Here is a 22890-nt window from a genome sequence, read left to right as displayed (position 1 = left end):
TGCAGGAGGTGAAAATGGTGGCTTTAGATTTTTACGAATACCCATCTTGCGGTACATGCCGAAAAGCAAAGAAATGGCTGGAAGAACACAATAAAGACATCAACAGCATACATATCGTCGAAGAGACGCCTGATAAAGAAACATTAAAAGCCCTTTACGAAAAAAGCGGTTTAGAGCTGAAGAAATTTTTTAATACGAGCGGTCAGAAATACAGAGAGCTGCAACTGAAAGATAAACTTCCTGCAATGTCAGAGGACGAGCAGCTTGAATTACTTGCGTCTAACGGAATGCTGATCAAGCGTCCAATTACAACAGACGGCAAACGAGTGACAGTTGGATTTAATGAAGATACATTTAAAAGCGTCTGGAAATGATGTAACTTTCATTCAGATTGTGGTATCTTCAATATAGATTGTAAGAAAAGACTGGAGGGGTATGAAATGAGCACACCAAAAGATTTACGTTATTCAGAAGAACACGAATGGGTCAAAGTAGAAGGAGATAAGGTGCGTATCGGTATTACGCATTTTGCTCAATCTGAGCTAGGTGATATCGTGTTCGTTGAGCTTCCTGAAGTAGGAGACAAAATTACAGCGGACGAGCCTTTCGGAAGTGTAGAATCAGTCAAAACAGTTTCTGAACTATACGCACCGATTAACGGCACAATCGTTGAAGTAAACGATGAGCTTGATGACAGCCCAGAGTTCGTCAACGACTCTCCATACGAAAAAGCTTGGATGATCGTAGTAGAGCCAGCGGATGCATCTGAAATCGAGAACTTAATGACTGCTGAGCAATATGAAGAAATGACAAAAGAAGACTAATTCATGTGAAATTGGACACTCTACCTTTATGGGGGGTGTCCAATTTGTCTTTTCAAAAAGAACAGGTGGATATAACAGAGCATGTCACTGGACGATTCAAAGAGAGCGGCATGGTGCTTTACCATCAAAACGAAGAGATTGGTACGATGATTAGTGAAAATCAATATGAATTAAAATCAGGTTATTCCTATGATCAAAACCGTTTTTATCGTCTGTCAGATACATTGACCCATGGGACTGAAAAATATGTAGATTGTGACGATGAAAATGGCTGGTGCTGATCACAGATAAGGCTGCAGTGAGTGCTGCAGTCTTTTTGTTGATCAATTGCCCAATCTTTACAACCTGAATGAAAGATTGTAATCTAAGGAAGAAGTGAATCAACGTCAAAAGGGCCGGGTGATCGTGATGAATGTCGAGATAGAAAAGGTCATCATTGTAGAAGGTAAATCAGATAAACAGAAGCTAAAAGAAGTCATAAGTGAACCTGTTACCATCATTTGCACCAATGGCACGATCAGTACATCGAAGCTGGATCAGCTTGTGGACGATTTATTCGGGAAAGACGTTTACATATTAGCAGACAGTGACGATGCTGGCGACAAACTGCGGAAGCAATTTCGAAAAGAATTCCCTGAAGCACTGCATCTTTTTGTCGACAGAACGTACCGCGAAGTGGCCGCTTCACCGTCAGCCCACATTGCATCTATTCTATTAGCTGCAAACATTGATGTTCATTCGAAATATTTATAAGGGTGACGTATATGAAAGAGATTGAAGAGCATGAATTCAAGGAGATAGAGGACGATTTATTTCTTTTGTACTTATATACACCATTTTGCGGAACATGCCAGCTGGCAAAGAAGATGCTGGCAGTGGTTGATGCCATGCAGCCGGAAGTTCCTTTTTATGAGAATAACTTAAATTACTCGCCAAGTTTTGCGAAAGCATTTGAGATCGAAAGTGTCCCTTGCTTTCTCCTGTTTAAAAAGGGTGAAATCGTGCAAAAAGGCTATGCCTTTCACTCCGTTCCATATCTTCACGAAATGATTGAAACCGCTAAATAAAGCGGTTTTTTGTCATATTTCAAGCAATTCATTTGAAAATTTGTCGAGCTATTTATAAAGGACAAGCCGATGTTTGTAGAGAAATGTTATGTATAACCAAATGACAGGGAGGTTATACATGTGGAAAATGTGAAAGCCCATGGAAGTGCGGGGCAGCGATTATTGTTAAAGCCGTTGCTCTCATCATCATCCTTGAAGATTACATTTGAGGCGGAAACGGACTCTTGTACATTGATTGTGGATGAACGTGGTGAAGTGAAGAAACTACCTGCAATTGAGTTATCGGATCTCATCTTTTATGGTGAGCGAAAAGAGATTTTGCAATTATTAGATGGAGACATGTCCTTACAGCAGCTGATCAGCAGAGGACAAGTGAAAGTGAAAGGCTCATTTCGAGCACTTCTTCGACTAGAAGCAGTACTTTGGCTGACGAACGGTTTTTTTCGAAAAATGATAACGTAGTCGTTTACTTGGAAATTAGCGATTTACAGCGTTGACATATCTCAGATAGCATGATATTCTACGTTAGTAAAAACATGAACATCACATAAAACAACATATTTTCTCTTATTAAGAGAGGTGGAGGGACGTGCCCTATGAAACCCGGCAACCGTCAGCATAGCTGAAATTGGTGCCAATTCACTCAAAGCCGCAATGCTTTGAAAGATGAGAGAAAGGCGTATTTGATATAAAAGGCCTTTCTGCTTGCGTTGCAGTTAGGTCTTTTTTACTGACCTGGCGTCAGGCTAGCGTCATAACAGTCGGAAGAATAATTGAACGTATGTGATGGCAACCTATAGATTCAGCAAGAAAGCAGGTGAACAGACTGTGATCCATTTACAGAATGTATCAAAAACGTATCATTCAAAAAGCGGAAATGTTGATGCCGTGAAAGACGTCAACTTGGATATCGATAAAGGTGAAATATTCGGAATTATCGGGTATAGCGGCGCAGGGAAAAGCTCCCTGATTCGCCTATTAAACGGTCTGGAGCTGCCAACAGAAGGAATCGTTGAAGTGGCAGGCAATCGGATCAATGAAGTATCGAATGCGAAACTTCGGAAAGCAAGACAAGAAATCAGCATGATTTTCCAGCACTTTAACTTGCTCTGGTCAAGAACAGTGAGACAAAATATTATGTTTCCGCTCGAGATCGCAGGTGTACCAACATCAAAACGGAGAGCTCGTGCAAACGAACTGATTAAATTGGTCGGTTTAGAAGGAAAAGAAAATGCCTATCCTTCTCAGCTCAGCGGCGGGCAAAAGCAGCGTGTAGGGATTGCGAGAGCATTAGCGAATGACCCAAAAGTTCTGCTATGTGACGAAGCGACATCTGCTCTTGATCCACAAACAACAGATTCCATCCTTGAGCTTTTAGCCGATATTAATAAACGACTAGGACTCACCATTGTATTGATCACACATGAAATGCATGTCATTCGCAAAATTTGTCACCGTGTGGCGGTGATGGAGAATGGCCGTATTGTCGAAGAAGGCGAAGTATTACGTGTCTTCAGACAGCCGAAAGAAGAAATGACGAAACGATTCGTGAAACAGCTTGCTGAACCAGAAGAAGCAAAAGAAACGATCGAGCACGTCCTAGAGAGAGTAAAAGAAGGTCAGGTCGTCCGGTTGTCCTTTATCGGAGATTCTGCCGAACAGCCGCTGATCACGGAAATCATTCGATCCTTCAAGGTCGATGTGAACATCCTGCAAGGAAAGATTTCTCAAACGCAGGAAGGCGCGTTTGGAACACTCTTTATCCATATAAATGGAGACGAGAACGAAGTTGAAAAAGCCATCGCCTATATCCAAAGCAAACAGGTTGAAATCGAGGTGATGACACATGTTTGAGAAATGGTTTCCGAACGTTGATCTAGAGGTTATTTGGAACGCGACGGGTGAAACGGTCTATATGACACTCATTGCATTAGCGTTTGCTTTTGCTATCGGCATCATTCTTGGGCTGTTGCTCTTTTTGACAAGTAAAGGCGGTTTGTGGGAAAACAAACCAATTAATGCTGTCATCGGCGCAGTCGTCAACATTTTCAGATCGATTCCCTTTATCATATTAATCATTCTATTATTAGGATTTACTAAACTAATTATGGGCACGATATTAGGCCCAAATGCAGCATTACCAGCCCTTGTCATTGGCTCAGCTCCTTTCTACGCACGTCTTGTTGAAATTGCACTGCGTGAAGTAGACAAAGGAGTCATTGAAGCAGCACGATCTATGGGAGCGAAAACGTCAACAATCATTTTCAAAGTATTGCTGCCAGAATCATTGCCAGCCCTTATTTCAGGAATTACTGTAACAGCGATTGCTCTGATTGGCTCTACTGCGATTGCAGGAGCAATTGGAGCAGGCGGACTTGGTGACCTTGCTTATGTGGAAGGATACCAATCTGGTAATACAGATGTCACACTTGTAGCCACTGTGTTTATTCTGATCATCGTCTTTATCATTCAAATAATCGGTGATTTGATTACAAATAAAATTGATAAACGTTAAGGGAGGAATTATTCATGAAGAAATTGATTTTAAGTGCACTATTTCTAGCATTTGCAGGCATTTTAGCTGCGTGCGGTTCATCAAATAACGCAAGCGATAACAAAACCATCACGGTTGCCGCTTCAAAAACACCACATGCCGAGATTCTTGAAGAAGCAAAACCACTTCTAAAAGAAAAAGGCTACGATCTAAAAGTGAAAGTACTGAGCGATTATAAAATGTACAACAAAGCATTAGCTGAAAAAGAAGTGGATGCGAACTTTTTCCAACATATCCCTTACTTAAACGAAGAAAATAAATCAAACAAAGATTACAACCTAGTGAGTGCTGGTGCCGTTCACCTTGAGCCTTTCGGTATCTACTCTAAGAAATACAAATCAGTAAAAGATATTCCAAACGGCGGCACGATCATCATGACAAACAACGTAGCTGAGCAAGGACGTATGCTTGCCCTATTACAAAATGCTGGTGTGATCAAGCTTGATCCAAAAGTAGATACAATCAACGCAACAGTCAAAAACATCAAAGAAAACCCGAAGAACCTAAAATTCAAAAAAATCGCTCCTGAACTAACAGCGAAAGCTTATGAAAACAGTGAAGGGGATGCAGTATTTATCAACGTTAACTATGCGATCCAAAATAAATTGAATCCGAAAAAAGATTCAATCGAACTTGAGCAAACGAAAAACAACCCGTATGCAAACATCGTCGCTGTTCGCAAAGGTGACGAAAAATCAGAGAAGATCAAGGTATTAATGGAAGTTCTTCACTCTGATAAAATCAAAGAATTCATCGACAAAAAGTATGATGGTGCAGTATTGCCTGTATCTGAATAACAACTTGTAAACCTCGCTTTCATCAAAGCGAGGTTTCAACGTGTAGACAAACCCTCGCATTCGTTGTCAGGTCTGCGCTCCGGTGCTCACGAATGTCAAATTCGCTCTGCTCCGGTACTCGCCCTTCCTAGACTGCAAAGGTTTTCTATCACGCTGAAAAAAGAAGACAAAGGGCTAAAATAAAGATCATTTTAGCCCTTTGTCAATCATCTGCAACCTCGCTTTCATCAAAGCGAGGTTTTTTTGTGTATTTTTTCAAATCTCGCTCATAATAAAAACGAACAAATGACCTGAAGGGATGGAATGAAGATGAATGAACAACATATGAGCGGATCGATGCAGCAATCACTGACGGATTATAAAACGGCAATGGGTGAATTTCAGAAGAAAATGCCGGTGTTTGGCAAGAAATTCAATGAATTTACGGAGCAGTGCTTTCAGAGTGATTCCTTAACACAAAAAGAAAAACAAATGATTGCCCTCGGCATCAGCATTCATGCACAGGATGAATATTGCATGATCTATCATACAAAAGGAGCGCTCGATCAAGGCGCAACAGAAGAGAATTTGCTAGAGGTCGTCAGTGTGGCGGCAGCGTTTGGCGGCGGTGCTGCGCTAAGTCAAGGCATCACAGTTGTTCAGCAATGTATTGACGAATTTGGAGGACAGACGCATTAAGGGAAGGATAAGATGGTATTTATCCATCTCAGGGAGTTGAGTCGTTCTCAGCCGGTTGTGTGAGAAAATATGCCAGCATAGCGCGCTATATCCCTTTTGAGTGAAGCAGCGTGCCTTTGATACAATGAAGCTACACTCAAAGAAGGGAATGGTTTATTATTTGTTCGGACCATAGTACACTGGGATTGGATTATACCGCCGAGATGGAAAAGGCCATGCATAAAGCTCATGGCATGAGCTATGCAGAGTACGAAAGAGACCATGACTTAAGGATGAAAGTGGAATATAAACGAGAGCAGTCCTATCGAGATGAGAAAAGGCAGCTCGCAAAAATGAATATACAAGGCTATTAAATAGCTAAGGGACGGGGAGAATAGTTTCCCGTCCTTTCTTTATGAAAACTGTCTTTTCGACATAAATCCTTTTATCTACCTGTATTTTTTGTTAGAATTTTGAGAGCATCCTCTCACGCTTGTCGTGAATGTGTTGTATTCACTTTTAATTTGTTATAAAATTAGAATGAGAATAAATTGAGAATAATGATTATTTTGGAGGTATCGATATATGACTGCTTCGACATTAACAATTAAGGACTTGCACGTTGAGATTGAAGGGAAAGAAATCTTAAAAGGTGTAAACCTAGAAATAAAAGGTGGAGAATTCCACGCAGTAATGGGACCAAACGGAACAGGTAAATCTACTTTATCTGCTGCTATCATGGGCCACCCTAAGTATGAAGTGACAAAAGGCAGCATCTTGCTTGATGGCGAAGATGTTCTTGAAATGGAAGTAGATGAGCGCGCGCAAGCGGGTCTTTTCCTTGCAATGCAATATCCATCTGAAATTAGTGGTGTGACAAATGCAGACTTCCTTCGTTCGGCTATTAACGCACGCAGAGAAGAAGGCGATGAAATCTCTCTCATGAAATTCATCCGCAAAATGGACGAAAACATGGAATTCCTTGAAATGGACCCAGATATGGCACAGCGCTACCTAAATGAAGGTTTCTCAGGCGGGGAGAAAAAACGCAACGAAATTCTTCAATTAATGATGATTGAACCAAAAATCGCCATTCTTGACGAAATCGATTCTGGTCTTGATATCGATGCGCTGAAAGTTGTTTCTAAAGGAATTAATAAAATGCGCGGCGAAAGCTTCGGCTGCTTAATGATCACTCACTATCAGCGTTTATTGAACTACATCACACCAGATCACGTTCATGTCATGATGCAAGGACGTATTGTGAAATCTGGCGGACCAGAACTCGCGCAGCGTCTAGAAGCAGAAGGTTATGACTGGATTAAAAAAGAGTTAGGAATTGAAGACGAAACTGTTGGTCAAGAAGCGTAAGCGTTAGGAGGATTATTGATGACATTAGAAACGAAATTATCAGTAGATCAAGATTATGTCAAAAGCTTCTCCGAGAAGCATCAGGAACCGGCATGGATGAGTTCCCTTCGCTTACAGGCTCTTGAAAAAGCAGAAGACCTTCCAATGCCAAAGCCTGACAAAACGAATATTTCTAAATGGAATTTAACCAATTTCAAACAGCATACAGTCGAAAGTGCGCCATTTGGATCTTTAGAAGAGCTTCCTGAAGAAGTGAAGTCTCTTATTGATTTAGAGGACACAGATAAGACAGTCTACATTCAGCGTGATCAAACGCCAGCATACTTGTCTCTTTCTACGGAAGCAAAAGACAAAGGCGTGATCTTCACTGATATCCATACTGCGATTCGCGAACATGGAGACCTAGTGAAGAAATATTTCATGACAGATGCAGTGAAAGTGGATGAGCACAAACTAACAGCTCTACATGCTGCTTTAGTGAATGGCGGAGCTTTCCTCTATGTACCGAAAAACGTAGAGCTTGAAGCACCAATTCAAGCCGTTTATCTTCATGAAAATGATGAAACAACGTTGTTCAACCATGTCATCGTTGTAGCAGACGATCATAGTGCTGTGACATATGTCGAAAACTACATCAGTACGGCAACACCAGAAGAAGCGATCTTCAATATCGTGTCTGAAGTCTTCACGGGTGCAAATGCCCGCGTCACTTACGGTGCAGTGGATAACCTTGCAGAAGGTGTGACAGTCTATGTGAATAGACGTGGTATGGCAAATGGCCGTGACAGTAAAATCGAATGGGCGCTTGGTCTGATGAATGATGGAGACGTTGTGTCTGAAAACATAACGAAGCTTATGGGCGACGGTACATTCGGTGATACAAAATCAGTTGTTGTTGGCCGCGGGAATCAAACGGAAAACTTCACAACAAGCATCATCCACTTCGGTAAAAACTCTGAAGGGTATATCTTGAAGCATGGTGTCATGAAGGATCAAGCATCTTCTATCTTTAACGGAATTGGTAAAATCGAGCATGGCGCAACGAAGTCAAATGCAGAGCAAGAATCTCGTGTTCTCATGCTGAGTGAGAAAGCACGCGGTGACGCTAACCCAATTCTTTTAATCGATGAAGATGATGTAACAGCAGGGCACGCTGCTTCTGTTGGGCGTGTTGATCCAATTCAACTTTATTACCTCATGAGCCGTGGGATTTCCAAAGAAGATGCAGAAAGACTTGTCATTTATGGCTTCTTAAATCCAGTCGTCAAAGAACTCCCGATTGAAGGAGTTAAAAAGCAGCTCGTTTCTGTGATTGAAAGGAAAGTAAAATAATGAATATCAAAGACGTTCGTGAGCAGTTTCCAATCCTTCATCAGCAAGTGAACGGACATGATTTGGTGTATTTGGACAGTGCAGCGACATCTCAAAAACCACGAGTTGTCATTGATGCAATGAATGAGTATTACCGGTCTTACAACTCGAACGTCCACCGGGGTGTTCATACCCTTGGCACAAAAGCAACGGACGCATACGAGGGTGCAAGAGAAAAAGTTCGTGCATTCATTGGCGCTTCTTCTGTCCAGGAGATTATTTTTACTAGAGGTACAACAACCGCACTGAACACAGTGGCAATCAGCTATGCTAGAGCAAACCTTAAAGAAGGCGATGAGATCGTCATTACGCATATGGAACATCATGCGAATATCATCCCTTGGCAGCAGGCAGCAAAAGCAACTGGCGCCACATTGAAATATATTCCGTTACAGGAAGACGGCACGCTGTCGCTTGAAGATGTGAAGCAAACCATCACACATCAAACGAAAATCGTTGCTGTCACACATGTCTCAAACGTATTAGGAACCATCAACCCAATTAAAGACATCGCAAAGATTGCTCACGATCACGGTGCAATTATCGTCGTCGATGGTGCCCAGAGCACCCCTCACATGCAAATTGATGTTCAGGACTTGGATTGCGACTTTTTCGCCTTCTCTGGGCATAAAATGTGTGGACCGACTGGCATTGGTGTTCTTTACGGGAAGAAGGACCTTTTGAATAATATGGAGCCTGCTGAGTTTGGCGGTGAAATGATCGACTTTGTGGATCTATATGATTCTACATGGAAAGAGCTGCCGTGGAAATTTGAAGCGGGAACACCGATTATTGCAGGAGCAATTGGGCTCGGAAAAGCGATTGATTTCTTAAATGACATCGGAATGGAGGAAGTCAGCCGTTACGAGCATCAGCTTGCGACTTATGCACTTGAGCGCTTTAAGGAGCTTGAAGGTGCCACGGTTTACGGACCGCAGCACCGAGCTGGACTTGTGACGTTTAACTTAGACGACGTCCATCCTCATGATGCCTCAACTGTTCTAGATACGGAAGGTGTCGCCATTCGTGCTGGACATCACTGTGCACAGCCGCTCATGAAATGGCTTGGTGTATCAGCGACTGCAAGAGCAAGCTTCTATCTGTACAATACAGAAGAGGAGATTGACGAGCTCATGGCAGCGCTCCGTAAGACAAAGGAGTATTTTACGAATGTCTTTTAATGTAAACTTAGACACACTGTACAGACAAGTGATTATGGATCATTATAAAAATCCGAGAAACAAAGGTGTGTTAAACGACAGCATTGTCGTCGATATGAACAACCCTACGTGTGGTGACCGCATTCGTCTCACGATGAAAATCGAAGACGAAAAAGTCATCGATGCGAAATTTGAAGGAGAAGGATGCTCGATTTCGATGGCATCTGCCTCTATGATGACGCAGGCGATTAAAGGGAAAGATATTGAAACAGCTTTGAAAATGTCTCAGATTTTCTCCGATATGATGCTAGGAAAAGAATACGACGATTCCATTGATCTTGGTGACATTGAGGCGCTGCAGGGAGTCGCAAAATTCCCAGCGCGCATCAAATGTGCAACATTATCCTGGAAGGCGCTTGAAAAAGGCGCATCTGCCGAAGATAACGGCAAATCATAAGATTGGAGTGAAAATGGATGGCTAAAAAAATGCCAGATGTTGGTGAATATAAATACGGCTTTTCTGATAAAGACGTTTCCATTTTCCGTTCAGAGCGCGGACTGACAAAAGAGATCGTTGAAGAAATTTCTCGTATGAAAGAAGAGCCTCAGTGGATGCTCGACTTCCGTTTGAAATCTCTTGAGCACTTTTACAACATGCCGATGCCACAATGGGGCGGAGATTTAAATGCATTAAACTTTGATGAAATTACGTACTACGTAAAACCATCAGAACGCTCTGAGCGTTCTTGGGATGAAGTACCAGAAGAAATCAAACAAACCTTTGATAAGCTTGGAATCCCTGAAGCAGAGCAAAAGTACTTAGCAGGTGTATCTGCTCAGTATGAATCTGAAGTTGTGTATCACAACATGAAGCAAGATCTTGAAGATCTAGGCATTGTGTTTAAAGATACAGACAGTGCATTAAAAGAGAACGAAGACATCTTCCGTGAGCACTGGGCAAAAGTCATTCCTCCGACTGACAACAAATTTGCTGCGCTTAACTCGGCTGTATGGTCTGGTGGTTCATTCATCTACGTACCAAAAGGCGTAAAAGTAGATACACCACTTCAAGCATACTTCCGAATCAACTCTGAGAACATGGGTCAGTTCGAACGTACACTGATCATCGTTGATGAAGGCGCACACGTGCATTACGTAGAAGGTTGTACAGCTCCAGTTTACACAACAAACTCACTTCATAGTGCGGTTGTTGAAATCATCGTGAAAAAAGGCGGCTACTGCCGTTATACGACGATTCAAAACTGGGCAAACAACGTCTTCAACCTTGTGACAAAACGTACAGTATGTGAAGAGAATGCAACAATGGAATGGATTGATGGAAACATCGGTTCTAAGCTGACAATGAAATACCCAGCGGTTATCCTAAAAGGTGAAGGCGCTCGTGGTATGACATTAAGTATTGCCCTAGCAGGTAAAGGTCAGCACCAAGATGCAGGTGCAAAAATGATTCACCTTGCACCAAACACATCTTCAACGATCGTATCGAAATCGATTTCCAAACAAGGCGGTAAAGTCACATACCGTGGAATCGTACACTTCGGACGCAAAGCAGAGGGGGCACGCTCAAACATCGAGTGTGATACACTCATCATGGATAACAAATCAACATCTGATACGATCCCTTACAATGAAATCTTAAACGACAACATTTCATTAGAGCACGAAGCGAAGGTATCGAAAGTATCAGAAGAGCAGTTATTCTACTTGATGAGCCGCGGAATTTCTGAAGAAGAAGCAACAGAAATGATCGTCATGGGCTTCATCGAACCATTCACAAAAGAACTGCCAATGGAATACGCCGTTGAAATGAACCGTTTGATTAAGTTTGAGATGGAAGGTTCTATTGGTTAATAAATAAAAAACCTTTATATATCAGGGGTTTGAGAGGATTTCATATCGTGCCAAATTTGTGCCAGGTTGAAATTATCTTTTAGTGTAGGAGGCGAACTTTTTTAGTTCGTCTTCTTCAATTTTTTCAGTAATATTAAGATAAGTGTCGACAGTTGTTTTGATGGTTTTATGCCCCAAACGATTTGATGCATATTTAAGGCTTGCACCTGATTCAAGCAGTAGAACGGCATGAGTATGCCTAAAGAGTCAGTAGCCGGATTTCTCCATCTCATTCGGCTGATTCAATAAATTCCTGTTCAGGCAGTATGGGGGCAAAGGAGGAATAACAATGTACACTATGATTGAAGAAGGATGGAAAGCATATTATCGCCAATATCGGCAGAAACCAGAAAACAAGAAAAAGGCTAGTATCCTATCAAGTTCATCGTTCAGCCGATTATATGGAATATCGAAAATCCAAATTAAAGGATGTTAATAAAAAATGTTTTGTTCAAAAGGCTTGAGAAGTTAGACGGAAAGACTTAAGCCTAATATGTCATTTATTTTTAATAGCTTTTTGTTATTTTTAATTGAAAACACCCCCTCCAATCGTTTAGCAGCTATTTTATGTAGTTGCTCTTTTTATTGAATTAAAGGGACAGGATAGTTGAAGAAGGAAGGTTCGTAACATAAACTAAATATGTACATAAATATTGAAGGATTGTTAGAAAAGAAACCTACTATACCTGGTTCAATAATCAAGATAGGGGAAACATTTTCTGAAAGGAATGAAAGGAAATTAATATGAGTGAAACAATGCAGCGGATTAATCAATTTAGAGATGAGCGCAATTGGCGGCAATTTCATAATGAAAAAGATTTGGCAATTTCCATCTCTTTAGAAGCAAATGAATTATTGGAATTATTTCAATGGAAAACACCAGAAGAATCCAAAGAAAATCCTGAGCGACTTAAAGAAGAACTGGCAGATGTGCTGATTTACTCTTATATGATGGCTGATAATCTGGGATTTGATATTGATGAAATCATCGCAGGAAAATTGATTAAAAATGCTGAGAAATATCCAGTTCCTAAAAGCTTTGGTCAAAAAAAGAAATATAATGAACTGGATGAGGTGGATTAAGCAATGGCTAAGTACAACTGTATAACATTGAAAGTGAAAAATGGAGAATTAGTAGATTTCGATAAACTTCGCCAGTCACAACAAAATATTCTTATAAATATGAATGTCGTTTATATCTATAAAGGTTCGAAGTCGAAAAAGGTTTACATTGGACAAACGAAACAATTTATGGTGCGGAATAAACAACACTACAATGGTAAAGATGAAAGATTTAATAATGCAGATTTTGACCAAGTAATGATTCTTTGGTCAGTCTATTTAGATGGTGCTACAGCCTTATATGATGTCGAAAGCCAGCTAATAACCTACTTTATGGCGGAGAATTCAAACTCTAGAAAGAAACTAGTTCATTATGACAATGATGACATTACTAATGTAAATAAGGGTATCAGCGTCAATACCTACCGAGACCAAGAAAAGGTTGCTACAGAAGTGGTTTTGCCTTTTTGGGAAAAAGTTCTATACCCTAATGGATGGGTAAGCACACCGACTTTAAAGAAGTTGCGCAATGCAGCACTGGTCAAGTATAGCCCAATCAAAGTAATTACAGAACAGCAAAAAAGCTATATTAAGGAGATTGTATCAAATCCCGATAAAAGCTTTGTGATTAATGGTGATGCGGGGACTGGCAAAACCGTATTGCTGACTCATTTGGTCGCTAAACTCTTGAAAGAAAAACCTAATCAGCGAATAGCAGTCGTTTTGCAGCCTAATTGGATTAAAACGGCAAAGGATATCTTTAGCGTATATGGAATGAACAACAGTAACCTAACAATTTCTACTTCGACATCACTAATTAATGCGGATGAAAATTATGAAGTTGTAATTGTTGACGAATCTCATAAGCTTTCCAGAAAATTTGGAAAGCAAAATCCAATTTTTAATAGTGTGTATAAAGGTAGATTTACCCAGGATGAGAACCACTTAGAGTGTTTAAAGAAATTAGGTCGTCAAATTGTGTTAATGTATGATGTATTGCAAGCTATTCGACCTGCTAATATGACACGTGAGCAATTTCAGGAAGCAACCACAGAATTTGAAAAGAGATTCTTAAAAACGCAATTTAGAATCCAAGCTCCAAAAGGCAAGAACTATACTTCAGAGGATTTTGTAAATGGCATAAAATATCTTTTGTATAAGGATACAGGTCTTTTAGAAGAAGAAACGAATTTTAACTCTGATTTTAACAGAGCTGTTTTTCACGATAATGATGAGGATGCTTATTTTGGATATTTTGAATCAGAACCTTTAAAGAATCTAATTGATTGGGTAGAAGAGGACAGAAATTTTCATCCTCAACATATAAACCGCGTGCTAGGTGGATTAGTTGAACCTTGGAAGCAGGCTGATGGCAAAGACCCGTTAATCACTCATTGGCATGAAGGAAATATCAAACGAAGATGGAATTCCACTCAAGAAAATTGGATTAATTCAGAGGATGCCGATGCTGAGGATCAGATTGGCTCCGTCTTTGCAGTCCAGGGTATCGATTTGAATAAAGTCGGTGTTTTAGTCGGCAATGATCTTCAAGTCGATGCAAAGGGACGGTTATTTGGCAATCCAGAGAATTTTCATAATGTAAACGGCAAGTTCTCCAAAGACGATGAAAGCCCTGAAAATGCACATGAATTTACCTTATTTGTGTTGAATATTTACTATATTCTGATGACTAGAGGAATTGACGGGATTCGGCTGGGATTCTGGAAAAATGATGCATTTAAAAAGTATATGGAGGAAGTATTGGAGATTAAATAAGTACCTGATACTTTGCATGCTTGACTAACGGGTGCTTTATCTCAATAAGAACACCTTAAAAAAATGAAAAAAACTCACAGCGGCGACCGTGAGTTCTTACTGTAAAATCCTTGTTTTATGTGACTTCAGACAATGGCAACGCAATGCCAAATTCGTGCCATGTTGAAATTACCTTTCAGTGTAGGAGGCGAACTTTTTAAGTTCGTCTTCTTCTTTTTTAGTAATATCAAGATAATAATTGTTATTGAACGAACGGGTTAGGGGAAGAACTAACAATTTGATTTGACTCGGTTAATAAAGACATTGAAACACAACGCTTTTGAAGGCATTTAATTTCGAGTGATATCGTTATGATACCATTTGTTAATTAAAGACCTTCATGGTGTTGTGTTTTTTTATGTAAATGTGGAGAAGTATACAGTGTTCTTCCTGGAATGACAGATTAATTTAGTTCGTGAAGTCAGGCCCATTAAAGCCATTATATTTTTGTAGCATCAAACTTTTTTCTAAATAAACATAAATACTTGCCCTAAATAAATTAGTACTGTATAGTTCTAATTATGACAAAGGCAAAATTAATGAATCAAAAACGTGTACTTGAAGTAGCTGCAACTTTATTTTTAGAAAAAGGGTTTGCTTATACAAGTATGGATGAATTAGTTCGTGTAAGCAAAGTGTCAAAGTCTAATGTGTATTATCACTTTTCTAATAAGGAAGAATTATTAGAAGGGGTTGTTGATTATTGGATTGACATGTATCAATCTGCAATGGATGACGTACTGTCTCAGACCCAATTTTCAGTTGAAGATCGTATTCAACTGTTTTTAAAGCAATTATCACAAGGAGTTCAGTCGAGAGAGTACAAGGGCGGCTGTCCATTTATTACTCTTTATATTCAAAGTCCTGCACAGGCCACACATATAAAAGAAAAAATAGGTCTTTTTTTCACAGGATTACAAAAGAAAGTTTCTCTATTACTGAAACAAGGTGTAGAGAACGGGGAATTCAGAGATTCGATTCAGATTGATGAGGTGGCATCACTTTTTATGACAAATCTTGAAGGAGCGTTATTTATTTCAGAAACATTGAAAGATGCCACTGTCATCACAAAAACAGCAGATCATTTATTTAACTTGCTTCGATAAAGAAGCATTTTTTTTACATCAAATTAGTACTGATTAGTACTAAAAAGGAGATTTCACATGAAAACAGTATTTTTAACGGGTGGAACGGGCTTTATTGGAAAGCAATTAGTCGAGGAATTAGCGAAAGAGGATGTGAACATTCTTCTTTTAGTAAGGTCAAAAAGTAAAGCAACACGCATTTTTCAAGAAAGAGGTATTTTAAAAGAGTCAGTGATGCACTTTGTTGAAGGTGATTTGACGAAAATAGATTTAGGTCTAAGTCCTGAAGATAAAGAGAGGGTATTGAAGACGGATGTGATCATTCACGCAGGAGGCCCGATGGATATTCAAGCAACCAGTAAAGAGGCAGCTTCTGTCTTTTTGAATGGCGCCAAACACATTAGTGAGTTAGCTAAAAGTATTCATCAATCGAAGGGTTTGCAACAATTTATTCATGTTGTCGGTTATATGAGTCCCTTTGATGATCAAAATAGCAAGATTGCCATCGACGTGTTTGAAGAAGGAAACGATTACTTGAAAATAAAAAATCCTTATGAGAGAACAAAGTTTTTAGCAGATCTTTATATTCGTCAACAGGCATCATCAGCAGTAGGTTATCCGCTTTCTGTCATTAATCCGCCAACTGTCGTTGGTAGTAGTCAAACAGGGAGTACAGAGCAAATTGCAGGATTGGGTTTGCTTGTAAAGAGTATGCGAAGAGGGCTCATGCCGGTGATTCCTGGAGGTAAGGACTATCGGTTACCACTTATTTCAAACGATGAGTTTGCGAAGTTTATTGTACAGGTTTTCAAGTTGGAGCAGCCGGCTATTCAAACATATACACTTGTTGAAGACAAAGAGCACGATCAGAACGTTGCTGGACTATTAAGTATTATGTCAGAAAGTATGAATATGAAGGCACCTAGCATCTCTGTCCCACTGCCACTGATGAAAGCTATCATGAAGAGTGGTGTAAGTAAACTCACAAACATTCCTTCTGACGGATTGAATTTTATGACAAAACGAACGTTCTCAAATGCTTCAGTGAAAAAAATAATGGGAGAAGATTGGTTTAAGAAGACGAGTGTCATGACATTTTTCCCTGCTGTAGTAGCGGATCTAGATTATCGAATGATGGCTCAAAATGGTGAGCACCAACATTTATTTAAACGAACATTATGCGATAATAACACCCTTTACCAATTACAAGGAGAAGGGAAGCCGTTTATTTTATTACATGGTTTATTGAGTGATGGAGAAGATTTATTCCCTTTAGCACAAGAGCTTCATGAGAAAACAGGTCAACCTGTATGGATCTTGGATCTTCCTGGTTTGGGGCGTTCTCCTTTTAAACGAGAGAAACATCTTCTAGATATCTATTTGAATGTAGTGAAAAAGTTATTGGAGAAAGCGGCTAATGGTGCACATCTCATTGGCCATTCATTCGGTGCGTTTATTCTATTGAAAGCATTGGAACAAGGCTACATAGATAAGAAGTATTCATCCACTTTACTTCAGCCGCCTGTTGATAAAAAGAATGCTAAATCGCTAAATGTTCCACAATGGATGAACAAATGGTCTTTAAAATTAGCAACTCCTAATATGATAGAGCGTTATTTATTAAGTAATGGTTTGTTTGAAAGCACGGAGAGCATCCCTAAACATTATATTGAAAAAATCAGAAACAGCTTTACTTCTCCTAGAATTTTAAATACGACGGTTCAGCTTAACCATTTATTACTGAAAACCGATCAAGGTGACTTTAAAGAAGTTACAAAGGATAACTTACACATGATTTGGGGGGAGTATGACAGAGGATATTCTGCGCCATCGCATCTTGGGAAGGTTGATTTTGTTCCGTATGGCCACCATTTCCCTCTTAGCCATCCGAGTGAAACGGCAGCATTAGTCATCAATAATATTTGTACTAGCAGATAGGAGTCACCCCAAAACGAAAAAATAAGATTGATGACAAGAGAGCAAAATTTTTCGTTCTGGGTCTTGAAAAAATAGAGATTAACGAGGTGCATAAAACGCATCAAAGGTTTTCGTCATATCATCAGATGCAGATTGTAAGATAGTTTTTTGATCTAAAATCGCTGTTCCTTGTGCCCGGACAATATGAAATTGATGAAACCCCATCAAGTTTTGAAATATTTCTTTTAGGTAATGATGTGAAAATTCCAGTGGTGTGTACCGATCGTTATTTGTGAAAATTGAGCCACTTGCTTGAAGCAAAAGTACACGATAATCGTCAGTCATCAGACCAACTGAACCATTTTCTGTATATTTAAATGTTTCTCTAGCAATAAAGATATTATCTATATAATCTTTCATACGTGACGTCACATTGAAATTATGAACAGGTGATACAATCACGATTCGATGATGTGCTTTGAATTGGGCCAATAAAGCAGATGAAGCAGCGGCGATTTTTTCCTCCGCAGCTGTTAATGATTGTTCAGATGCTTGCTTTTCCCAAATACCTAGTAGCTGTTCTTTTTCGATACGGGGAATTTCAGTTCCATATAAATGTAAAATGGTAGGTTCCTCATAAGGAAATCTTTCTTTAAACTGCTTTAAAAATAGTGTTTGCAGTTTACTTGAATAACTTTCTCGATGAGTGAAATCAGGGTGTGCGTTAATAATGAATGTTTTCATATGCATGCTCCTTTTCTTTTGATAAACTGAGTATAAAATATAAAGATGACAAAAGATGTCACCTTTTTCAGAAGGAAAATCAAATGAAAAAATCAGAACGCTTAAACCAAGAGCTTATTTTTTTAAGTGATAAATACTCATTTCAGTTAAAGGATTTAGAATCGGAATTCGGCATTTCTAAACGTACGGCTTTAAGAGATATGGAAGAGCTAGAGTCCATGGGCTTAGCTTTTTATGTTGAAAATGGCAGACATGGAGGATATCGGCTCGTGAATCAATCTCCATTGGTTCCGATCTATTTTCAAATAGATGAAGTTCAAGCCATTTTTTTCGCCCTTAAAGCCTTAGATCTGTTGTCAGCAACACCATTTAAAAAGTCTTACTCACAAATTCGCCAAAAACTGTTTGCTACAATGTCTGATGAGAGAAAACAAAGGATCACGGAGACGTTGGATGTCATTCATTACTATCATGTTGCGCCAGTAAGTGAACAAAATCATTTGGATTTGATATTGCAGGCAATGATGGAAGATCAAATTGTGAAGATGACATACACTCAATATGAACATAAAAGGATCAGGCTACAATTTCTTGAGTTGTTTTATCGAAATGGGATTTGGTTCACCGAAGCATATGATGTTCAGAATAAAAAGTGGGGCATCTACAGATGTGATTGTATGACGGACATGATGATCGAAGAAGAAACGAAAGACACATTGACGAAAGAAGCATTAAAAGCACTGCAGCTCGAGTACGAAAAAACCTATCATGATATCTCTTTTAAATGTCGATTAACGGAACAAGGGAAAGAAAAGTTTTTGAAGAATCATTATCCGAATATGAGATTGGAGACCATTGATGATACGCCTTATATAGTGGGTGGGTACAACCAAGAAGAATTATCGTATATGACTCACTATTTGATCTCATTTGGGAAACATGTAAAAATTGAATATCCAGATGAATTAAAAGTGAGTTATTTGACTCAATTGCAAGAAATGATGGATCAATATATAAAATGAACGGATTGTATCTGAATCACAAAAAACTTAACACATGAAAAAAGGCGAACTGTCGTAATTCGCCTTTTTTCTATTACTTCTACTTCGCCGCCTGAAATGTATTTGTTTTCGATTGGTCATTGACCTTTCCATACGTCAGCTGACGCCAGATAAATTCCATCGGTCCAGACTTAAATCGCTTTAACCATAACGTACTGAAAAGGACAAGGAAGGCATACACGCCAATAGCCATGAAGAACGTGCCAGCCGGTGAAAGATGATCGGCAAGTCCAGCTCCGTACTTGAGAAATAGCATTGTTCCAATAATGGAGTGAAGTAAATAACAGGTCAGGGACATTCGTCCGACTTTGGTGAACACCATTAAAGCACCTCGCAGCTGAGGAATGTGCAGAAACAGCATCGCAAGTGAACTCATATAAAACATACTGCCAGTCAACCCGCCGTTTTGCTCAAGTGCAGAGACAATGTTCATCCATGGCGTATTTCCAAAAGAGTTGACCGCCGTCATAATTGTACTGGCTAGTGTGATAAGAAAAGCAATTGTACAAATCATCCAGATACGATTCCAAATCGCTTTTTTCGTCTCCATGTTTTTGAAAAACGACATTTTCACAAAATACACACCAAGTAAAAACATGAAGAACATGGAATAGACGGTGGAAAATGAGCTCGAAGCCATCGTGAACATATCCGTCCACCGGTCACCTATCGATGCTAAATAAGTCAGACTGTTGTGACTGGTCAATTCAAAATCGGCAAAATCCGGCTTGCCTGATGATCCTGTACTGATGGTATTGAGCAGCATGGTGAAAAGAGGCGTGAGCAATTGAATCACAAAGAGTGTGATGAGCCAGTACTGGATGGTTTTGGCTGTGCGTTTGTAAAAGAAAAGCAGTAAAAAGCCCGCGACAGCATAATAGGTTAAAATATCTCCAATCCATACAAACGTGACATGCAGAAGACCGATCCCTAAGAGAATGGTTAATCTGCGAGCAAACAACTTGTTCGGGCTGTCCACCTTTTGAGCGGCTCGATCCATAAATATCATAAAACCAACCCCGAATAGAAAAGAAAATAACGTAATGAATTTCCCCGAGGCAAACCAATTCACAATGTGGTGAAAACCATCATTAGACTCCATCTCAAATCCCTTGACCGAATCCACAATCAAAAAATAGTTGACCAAAATAATCCCCATTAAGGCGAATCCTCGTACGATGTCCAAGAAATGTACCCGTTCTTTGAGACTCATTGGTTGTCCGTGTTCTACCTTGTTTACATTCATATCTATGCTCCTTTTCGTGTATTGGATCTAAAGATAAATCCTTCAATGAATCAATATACAGGTCAATTCTTAATCATTTATGAAGATCCAATTTTTTGAAAATAAATGTGACAACTTGATGGCAATTGATCATATTCATAAACACTTAAGATTTATGGTGTATCTTTTCACATAGCTAGATGATATATAGTAATAACATATAAGAATGAACATCATGAAGGATGAGGTGATTGAGACATGACCCATCGAATATTAGTTGTAGAGGATGATCAGGAGATCGGTGATCTTTTGCAGGAATCTCTGACACGTGCAGGGTATGAGGTGCTGAGAGCTATGAATGGCAAGCAGGCATTGTATGTTGTAGATGATTCGCTTGATTTGGTGATTTTGGATGTTATGATGCCAGGTATCTCTGGGATCGAAACGTGCCAGCAAATAAGAGCCACCTCAAATGTGCCAATTTTATTTTTGACCGCCAGATCTAGTACATGGGATAAAACCGAAGGACTACTCGCTGGCGGAGATGATTATATGACAAAACCTTTTTCAGAAGAGGAGCTTCACGCTAGGGTCATGGCGCAATTGCGCAGATATACCATCTATCAGGAAAAAAAGGAACAGGAAGAAACCTATTTAGTTGGCGGTAGCCTGAAGGTGAGTGAAGAATTTAATGAAGTGTGGAAAAATGGGCAGCAAATCAAGTTATCTGATTTAGAATATCGGATATTAAAACTGCTCATGAACAAACGAAACAAAATATTTTCTGCTCAAAATATTTATGAAAGCGTGTGGGGCCAGCCTTATTTTTATTGTTCAAACAATACGGTCATGGTGCATATCCGAAAGCTGCGTGCCAAAATTGAAGATGACCCGGCTCGTCCCGTGTATATCAAAACAGAATGGGGGAGAGGATACCGGTTTGGCACATCGTAAATATACGCTGACCAAAAAGCTGTCACTGCTCATTTTGGTCGCTGCTATCGTAAGTGGTGTTGTCTTTTTGACACTGCAAAAGATCACAGATCACCTGATTGAAGGATATTTGAGTTCGGATGAGTACTATAAGGAAGAATCCGCCAGATACATTCAAACATTCAGCCGTTACGTTTCAGAACATGAGCTGACTTCAACGGATCGAAAAGCATTCGGTGAGTGGGTGAAAAAAAAAGATTATATTAATCTCACTGTTTACAAGGATGAAGTGCTTCAATATGACTCGATTTACTCTGCCGCTGACGAATCGGCCTATGGGAAAGAAAAGGTGACCGACTACGCAAAGCGTCATTCTTACCCGGTTCAATTTAGCGATGGAGAAGGTAGGGTTATGGTAGACGGGTTTTACTCCTCTCGATATCACGATCTCGCCTTTACACTAGAACTGCTTGGTGCAACACTCATTTTTCTCCTGATTGTGCTTGTTGGCATTCGCCGAAGTCTGCGTTACTTGCAAACGATCCGTGAAGAGATTCATATTCTTGAAGGCGGTGAGCTCGATTATGAGATGACAGTGAAGGGGCATGATGAGTTGGCCATGATTGCAAAGAGCATTGAGGATTTAAGAACAGCCTTTTTGGACAAGCTTCACGCCATTGATGATCTGCAGGAAGAGAGCCGCAGTTTGGTGACCGAAATGTCGCATGATATGAGGACCCCGCTGACATCACTCATCATGAATCTGGAATTTGCGAAAAAAGAGGAGGCTCTAGCGGATACCCGCAAGGAGCCATATATAGCGAGTGCGTATGGAAAAGCCCTGCAATTAAAGAATCTGTCTGACAATCTATTTGCCTATTTCCTGCTAGATAAAGAGCACGAGTCAGAGCTTGAAACCGTTGCAGTGAAAGAAGTGATTTATGATCTTCTATCAGATCAGGTCGCCCTGCTGCATCAGGAGAATTTCACGGTCCATATTGTAGGCGAAATGCCGGATAGCTATATGAACGTAAACGTCGAGGAACTTGGCAGAGTGTTTGATAATGTGATGTCAAATTTACGTAAATACGCAGATCCTGAAAAGAACATTCAGATCACTTTTTTATCCGACCAAGATGTCTTTGAAATCCATGTGAGCAATGCGATAAAAAAGACAGACATCATCCCGGAAAGCAATGGACTCGGAGAACGAAGCATCAAGCGGATGATGTCCCGAATGCATGGACAGTTTGAAAGTGTAGAAAAGAACGATACCTACTACATCGTGCTGCGATTTTGGAATACCAAAATGTAGAGAGCAAAAACAACATCATGG

The 22890-nt window shown here is 39.8% G+C and carries 26 protein-coding genes and 1 riboswitch; of the genes, 24 read left to right on the top strand and 2 right to left on the bottom strand.

The window, feature by feature from the left end; all coding sequences use genetic code 11:
- Positions 1 to 17: 17 nt before the first annotated feature.
- The 21 genes from M2369_RS04490 to M2369_RS04390 all read left to right on the top strand — a co-directional run bounded on the left by M2369_RS04490 (position 18) and on the right by M2369_RS04390 (position 17612).
- Positions 18 to 374 carry an arsenate reductase family protein gene (locus M2369_RS04490; protein WP_008356673.1) on the top strand — a complete coding sequence of 119 codons (357 nt, stop codon included), beginning with the start codon at positions 18 to 20 and terminating at the stop codon, positions 372 to 374.
- Positions 375 to 440: 66 nt separating this feature from the next.
- A complete protein-coding gene (gene gcvH / locus M2369_RS04485; RefSeq protein WP_008347039.1) occupies positions 441 to 824 on the top strand; it encodes a glycine cleavage system protein GcvH in 384 nt (127 codons plus the stop codon).
- 44 nt (positions 825 to 868) lie between these two features.
- Positions 869 to 1105 carry a YusG family protein gene (locus tag M2369_RS04480; RefSeq protein ID WP_008347037.1) on the top strand — a complete coding sequence of 79 codons (237 nt, stop codon included), beginning with the start codon at positions 869 to 871 and terminating at the stop codon, positions 1103 to 1105.
- A gap of 127 nt (positions 1106 to 1232) precedes the next feature.
- Positions 1233 to 1577: a toprim domain-containing protein gene (locus tag M2369_RS04475; protein ID WP_008347035.1), complete on the top strand. Its 345-nt coding sequence runs from the start codon at positions 1233 to 1235 to the stop codon at positions 1575 to 1577.
- An 11-nt stretch (positions 1578 to 1588) separates the two neighbouring features.
- A complete protein-coding gene (locus M2369_RS04470) occupies positions 1589 to 1891 on the top strand; it encodes a thioredoxin family protein (RefSeq protein ID WP_007500346.1) in 303 nt (100 codons plus the stop codon).
- Between the two features lie 120 nt (positions 1892 to 2011).
- On the top strand, positions 2012 to 2353 hold the full coding sequence (locus tag M2369_RS04465; protein ID WP_008347033.1) for an SCP2 sterol-binding domain-containing protein: 342 nt from the start codon (positions 2012 to 2014) through the stop codon (positions 2351 to 2353).
- A 102-nt stretch (positions 2354 to 2455) separates the two neighbouring features.
- A riboswitch (SAM riboswitch) is annotated at positions 2456 to 2564 on the top strand.
- A gap of 155 nt (positions 2565 to 2719) precedes the next feature.
- The gene (locus M2369_RS04460; RefSeq protein ID WP_024719778.1) at positions 2720 to 3745 is read left to right on the top strand and encodes a methionine ABC transporter ATP-binding protein; all 1026 of its coding nucleotides are present in this window, start codon (positions 2720 to 2722) and stop codon (positions 3743 to 3745) included.
- Complete coding sequence (locus M2369_RS04455) at positions 3738 to 4406, top strand: methionine ABC transporter permease (RefSeq protein WP_025207943.1); 669 nt, start codon at positions 3738 to 3740, stop codon at positions 4404 to 4406. The genes M2369_RS04460 and M2369_RS04455 overlap by 8 nt, the downstream gene beginning before the upstream one ends.
- A 14-nt stretch (positions 4407 to 4420) precedes the next feature.
- Positions 4421 to 5242, top strand: a complete 822-nt coding sequence (gene metQ / locus M2369_RS04450; RefSeq protein ID WP_007500351.1) for a methionine ABC transporter substrate-binding lipoprotein MetQ — start codon at positions 4421 to 4423, stop codon at positions 5240 to 5242.
- Positions 5243 to 5551: 309 nt separating this feature from the next.
- Positions 5552 to 5920, top strand: coding sequence for a carboxymuconolactone decarboxylase family protein (locus M2369_RS04445; protein WP_003212803.1), 369 nt, complete (start codon positions 5552 to 5554; stop codon positions 5918 to 5920).
- Between the two features lie 215 nt (positions 5921 to 6135).
- Positions 6136 to 6273: a YuzK family famiily protein gene (locus M2369_RS04440; protein ID WP_162835676.1), complete on the top strand. Its 138-nt coding sequence runs from the start codon at positions 6136 to 6138 to the stop codon at positions 6271 to 6273.
- Between the two features lie 211 nt (positions 6274 to 6484).
- Positions 6485 to 7270 (top strand): Fe-S cluster assembly ATPase SufC, encoded by a 786-nt coding sequence (sufC, locus tag M2369_RS04435; protein WP_007500355.1) that lies wholly within the window; start codon positions 6485 to 6487, stop codon positions 7268 to 7270.
- A gap of 18 nt (positions 7271 to 7288) precedes the next feature.
- Positions 7289 to 8602 (top strand): Fe-S cluster assembly protein SufD, encoded by a 1314-nt coding sequence (sufD, locus tag M2369_RS04430; RefSeq protein ID WP_008347022.1) that lies wholly within the window; start codon positions 7289 to 7291, stop codon positions 8600 to 8602.
- On the top strand, positions 8602 to 9822 hold the full coding sequence (locus M2369_RS04425) for a cysteine desulfurase (RefSeq protein WP_008347019.1): 1221 nt from the start codon (positions 8602 to 8604) through the stop codon (positions 9820 to 9822). The genes sufD and M2369_RS04425 overlap by 1 nt, the downstream gene beginning before the upstream one ends.
- The gene (sufU, locus tag M2369_RS04420; protein ID WP_008347017.1) at positions 9812 to 10258 is read left to right on the top strand and encodes a Fe-S cluster assembly sulfur transfer protein SufU; all 447 of its coding nucleotides are present in this window, start codon (positions 9812 to 9814) and stop codon (positions 10256 to 10258) included. Before M2369_RS04425 ends, sufU begins: the two co-directional genes overlap by 11 nt.
- A 17-nt stretch (positions 10259 to 10275) precedes the next feature.
- Entirely contained in the window at positions 10276 to 11673 is a 1398-nt protein-coding gene (sufB, locus tag M2369_RS04415; RefSeq protein WP_007500362.1) for a Fe-S cluster assembly protein SufB, read from the top strand.
- Between the two features lie 328 nt (positions 11674 to 12001).
- Positions 12002 to 12148, top strand: a complete 147-nt coding sequence (locus tag M2369_RS04410) for a hypothetical protein (protein WP_259253425.1) — start codon at positions 12002 to 12004, stop codon at positions 12146 to 12148.
- 308 nt (positions 12149 to 12456) lie between these two features.
- Positions 12457 to 12795 carry a nucleotide pyrophosphohydrolase gene (locus M2369_RS04405; protein ID WP_259253424.1) on the top strand — a complete coding sequence of 113 codons (339 nt, stop codon included), beginning with the start codon at positions 12457 to 12459 and terminating at the stop codon, positions 12793 to 12795.
- Positions 12796 to 12798: 3 nt separating this feature from the next.
- Positions 12799 to 14550 (top strand): DUF2075 domain-containing protein, encoded by a 1752-nt coding sequence (locus tag M2369_RS04400; RefSeq protein ID WP_259253423.1) that lies wholly within the window; start codon positions 12799 to 12801, stop codon positions 14548 to 14550.
- 578 nt (positions 14551 to 15128) lie between these two features.
- On the top strand, positions 15129 to 15695 hold the full coding sequence (locus M2369_RS04395; protein ID WP_259253422.1) for a TetR/AcrR family transcriptional regulator: 567 nt from the start codon (positions 15129 to 15131) through the stop codon (positions 15693 to 15695).
- A gap of 57 nt (positions 15696 to 15752) precedes the next feature.
- Positions 15753 to 17612 carry an alpha/beta fold hydrolase gene (locus tag M2369_RS04390; protein ID WP_259253421.1) on the top strand — a complete coding sequence of 620 codons (1860 nt, stop codon included), beginning with the start codon at positions 15753 to 15755 and terminating at the stop codon, positions 17610 to 17612.
- Between the two features lie 78 nt (positions 17613 to 17690).
- On the opposite strand, the gene M2369_RS04385 is transcribed toward M2369_RS04390, so the two are convergent.
- A complete protein-coding gene (locus M2369_RS04385; protein WP_259253420.1) occupies positions 17691 to 18335 on the bottom strand; it encodes an FMN-dependent NADH-azoreductase in 645 nt (214 codons plus the stop codon).
- Positions 18336 to 18418: 83 nt separating this feature from the next.
- Between M2369_RS04385 and M2369_RS04380 the strand changes: the two genes are divergently transcribed.
- Positions 18419 to 19357, top strand: a complete 939-nt coding sequence (locus M2369_RS04380) for a helix-turn-helix transcriptional regulator (protein WP_259253419.1) — start codon at positions 18419 to 18421, stop codon at positions 19355 to 19357.
- 79 nt (positions 19358 to 19436) lie between these two features.
- Here M2369_RS04380 and M2369_RS04375 read toward each other — a convergent pair whose 3' ends face one another.
- Positions 19437 to 20642, bottom strand: a complete 1206-nt coding sequence (locus M2369_RS04375; RefSeq protein WP_259253418.1) for a DUF418 domain-containing protein — start codon at positions 20640 to 20642, stop codon at positions 19437 to 19439.
- A gap of 237 nt (positions 20643 to 20879) precedes the next feature.
- Here M2369_RS04375 and M2369_RS04370 point away from each other — a divergent pair, with 237 nt between their 5' ends.
- Together M2369_RS04370 and M2369_RS04365 are read left to right on the top strand one after the other, a co-directional pair.
- Positions 20880 to 21575: a response regulator transcription factor gene (locus M2369_RS04370; RefSeq protein WP_024719771.1), complete on the top strand. Its 696-nt coding sequence runs from the start codon at positions 20880 to 20882 to the stop codon at positions 21573 to 21575.
- Positions 21562 to 22869: a HAMP domain-containing sensor histidine kinase gene (locus tag M2369_RS04365; protein ID WP_259253417.1), complete on the top strand. Its 1308-nt coding sequence runs from the start codon at positions 21562 to 21564 to the stop codon at positions 22867 to 22869. The genes M2369_RS04370 and M2369_RS04365 overlap by 14 nt, the downstream gene beginning before the upstream one ends.
- Positions 22870 to 22890: the final 21 nt, after the last annotated feature.

The sequence above is a fragment of the Bacillus sp. JUb11 genome (genome assembly GCF_024807925.1).
Lineage (GTDB): Bacteria > Bacillota > Bacilli > Bacillales > Bacillaceae > Bacillus > Bacillus altitudinis.
The sequence above is the reverse complement of the archived record's forward strand: the minus strand, read 5'-3'. Positions and strand labels throughout refer to the sequence as shown.

Excerpts from the sequence above, each read along its gene's own strand:
- gcvH (WP_008347039.1), top strand. The coding sequence starts at position 441 with ATGAGCACACCAAAAGATTTACGTTATTCAGAAGAACACGAATGGGTC.
- M2369_RS04475 (WP_008347035.1), top strand. The coding sequence starts at position 1,233 with ATGAATGTCGAGATAGAAAAGGTCATCATTGTAGAAGGTAAATCAGAT.
- M2369_RS04470 (WP_007500346.1), top strand. The coding sequence starts at position 1,589 with ATGAAAGAGATTGAAGAGCATGAATTCAAGGAGATAGAGGACGATTTA.
- M2369_RS04455 (WP_025207943.1), top strand. The coding sequence starts at position 3,738 with ATGTTTGAGAAATGGTTTCCGAACGTTGATCTAGAGGTTATTTGGAAC.
- metQ (WP_007500351.1), top strand. The coding sequence starts at position 4,421 with ATGAAGAAATTGATTTTAAGTGCACTATTTCTAGCATTTGCAGGCATT.
- M2369_RS04445 (WP_003212803.1), top strand. The coding sequence starts at position 5,552 with ATGAATGAACAACATATGAGCGGATCGATGCAGCAATCACTGACGGAT.
- M2369_RS04440 (WP_162835676.1), top strand. The coding sequence starts at position 6,136 with ATGCATAAAGCTCATGGCATGAGCTATGCAGAGTACGAAAGAGACCAT.
- sufC (WP_007500355.1), top strand. The coding sequence starts at position 6,485 with ATGACTGCTTCGACATTAACAATTAAGGACTTGCACGTTGAGATTGAA.
- sufD (WP_008347022.1), top strand. The coding sequence starts at position 7,289 with ATGACATTAGAAACGAAATTATCAGTAGATCAAGATTATGTCAAAAGC.
- M2369_RS04425 (WP_008347019.1), top strand. The coding sequence starts at position 8,602 with ATGAATATCAAAGACGTTCGTGAGCAGTTTCCAATCCTTCATCAGCAA.
- sufU (WP_008347017.1), top strand. The coding sequence starts at position 9,812 with ATGTCTTTTAATGTAAACTTAGACACACTGTACAGACAAGTGATTATG.
- sufB (WP_007500362.1), top strand. The coding sequence starts at position 10,276 with ATGGCTAAAAAAATGCCAGATGTTGGTGAATATAAATACGGCTTTTCT.
- M2369_RS04410 (WP_259253425.1), top strand. The coding sequence starts at position 12,002 with ATGTACACTATGATTGAAGAAGGATGGAAAGCATATTATCGCCAATAT.
- M2369_RS04405 (WP_259253424.1), top strand. The coding sequence starts at position 12,457 with ATGAGTGAAACAATGCAGCGGATTAATCAATTTAGAGATGAGCGCAAT.
- M2369_RS04400 (WP_259253423.1), top strand. The coding sequence starts at position 12,799 with ATGGCTAAGTACAACTGTATAACATTGAAAGTGAAAAATGGAGAATTA.
- M2369_RS04395 (WP_259253422.1), top strand. The coding sequence starts at position 15,129 with ATGAATCAAAAACGTGTACTTGAAGTAGCTGCAACTTTATTTTTAGAA.
- M2369_RS04390 (WP_259253421.1), top strand. The coding sequence starts at position 15,753 with ATGAAAACAGTATTTTTAACGGGTGGAACGGGCTTTATTGGAAAGCAA.
- M2369_RS04385 (WP_259253420.1), bottom strand. The coding sequence starts at position 18,335 with ATGAAAACATTCATTATTAACGCACACCCTGATTTCACTCATCGAGAA.
- M2369_RS04380 (WP_259253419.1), top strand. The coding sequence starts at position 18,419 with ATGAAAAAATCAGAACGCTTAAACCAAGAGCTTATTTTTTTAAGTGAT.
- M2369_RS04375 (WP_259253418.1), bottom strand. The coding sequence starts at position 20,642 with ATGAATGTAAACAAGGTAGAACACGGACAACCAATGAGTCTCAAAGAA.
- M2369_RS04370 (WP_024719771.1), top strand. The coding sequence starts at position 20,880 with ATGACCCATCGAATATTAGTTGTAGAGGATGATCAGGAGATCGGTGAT.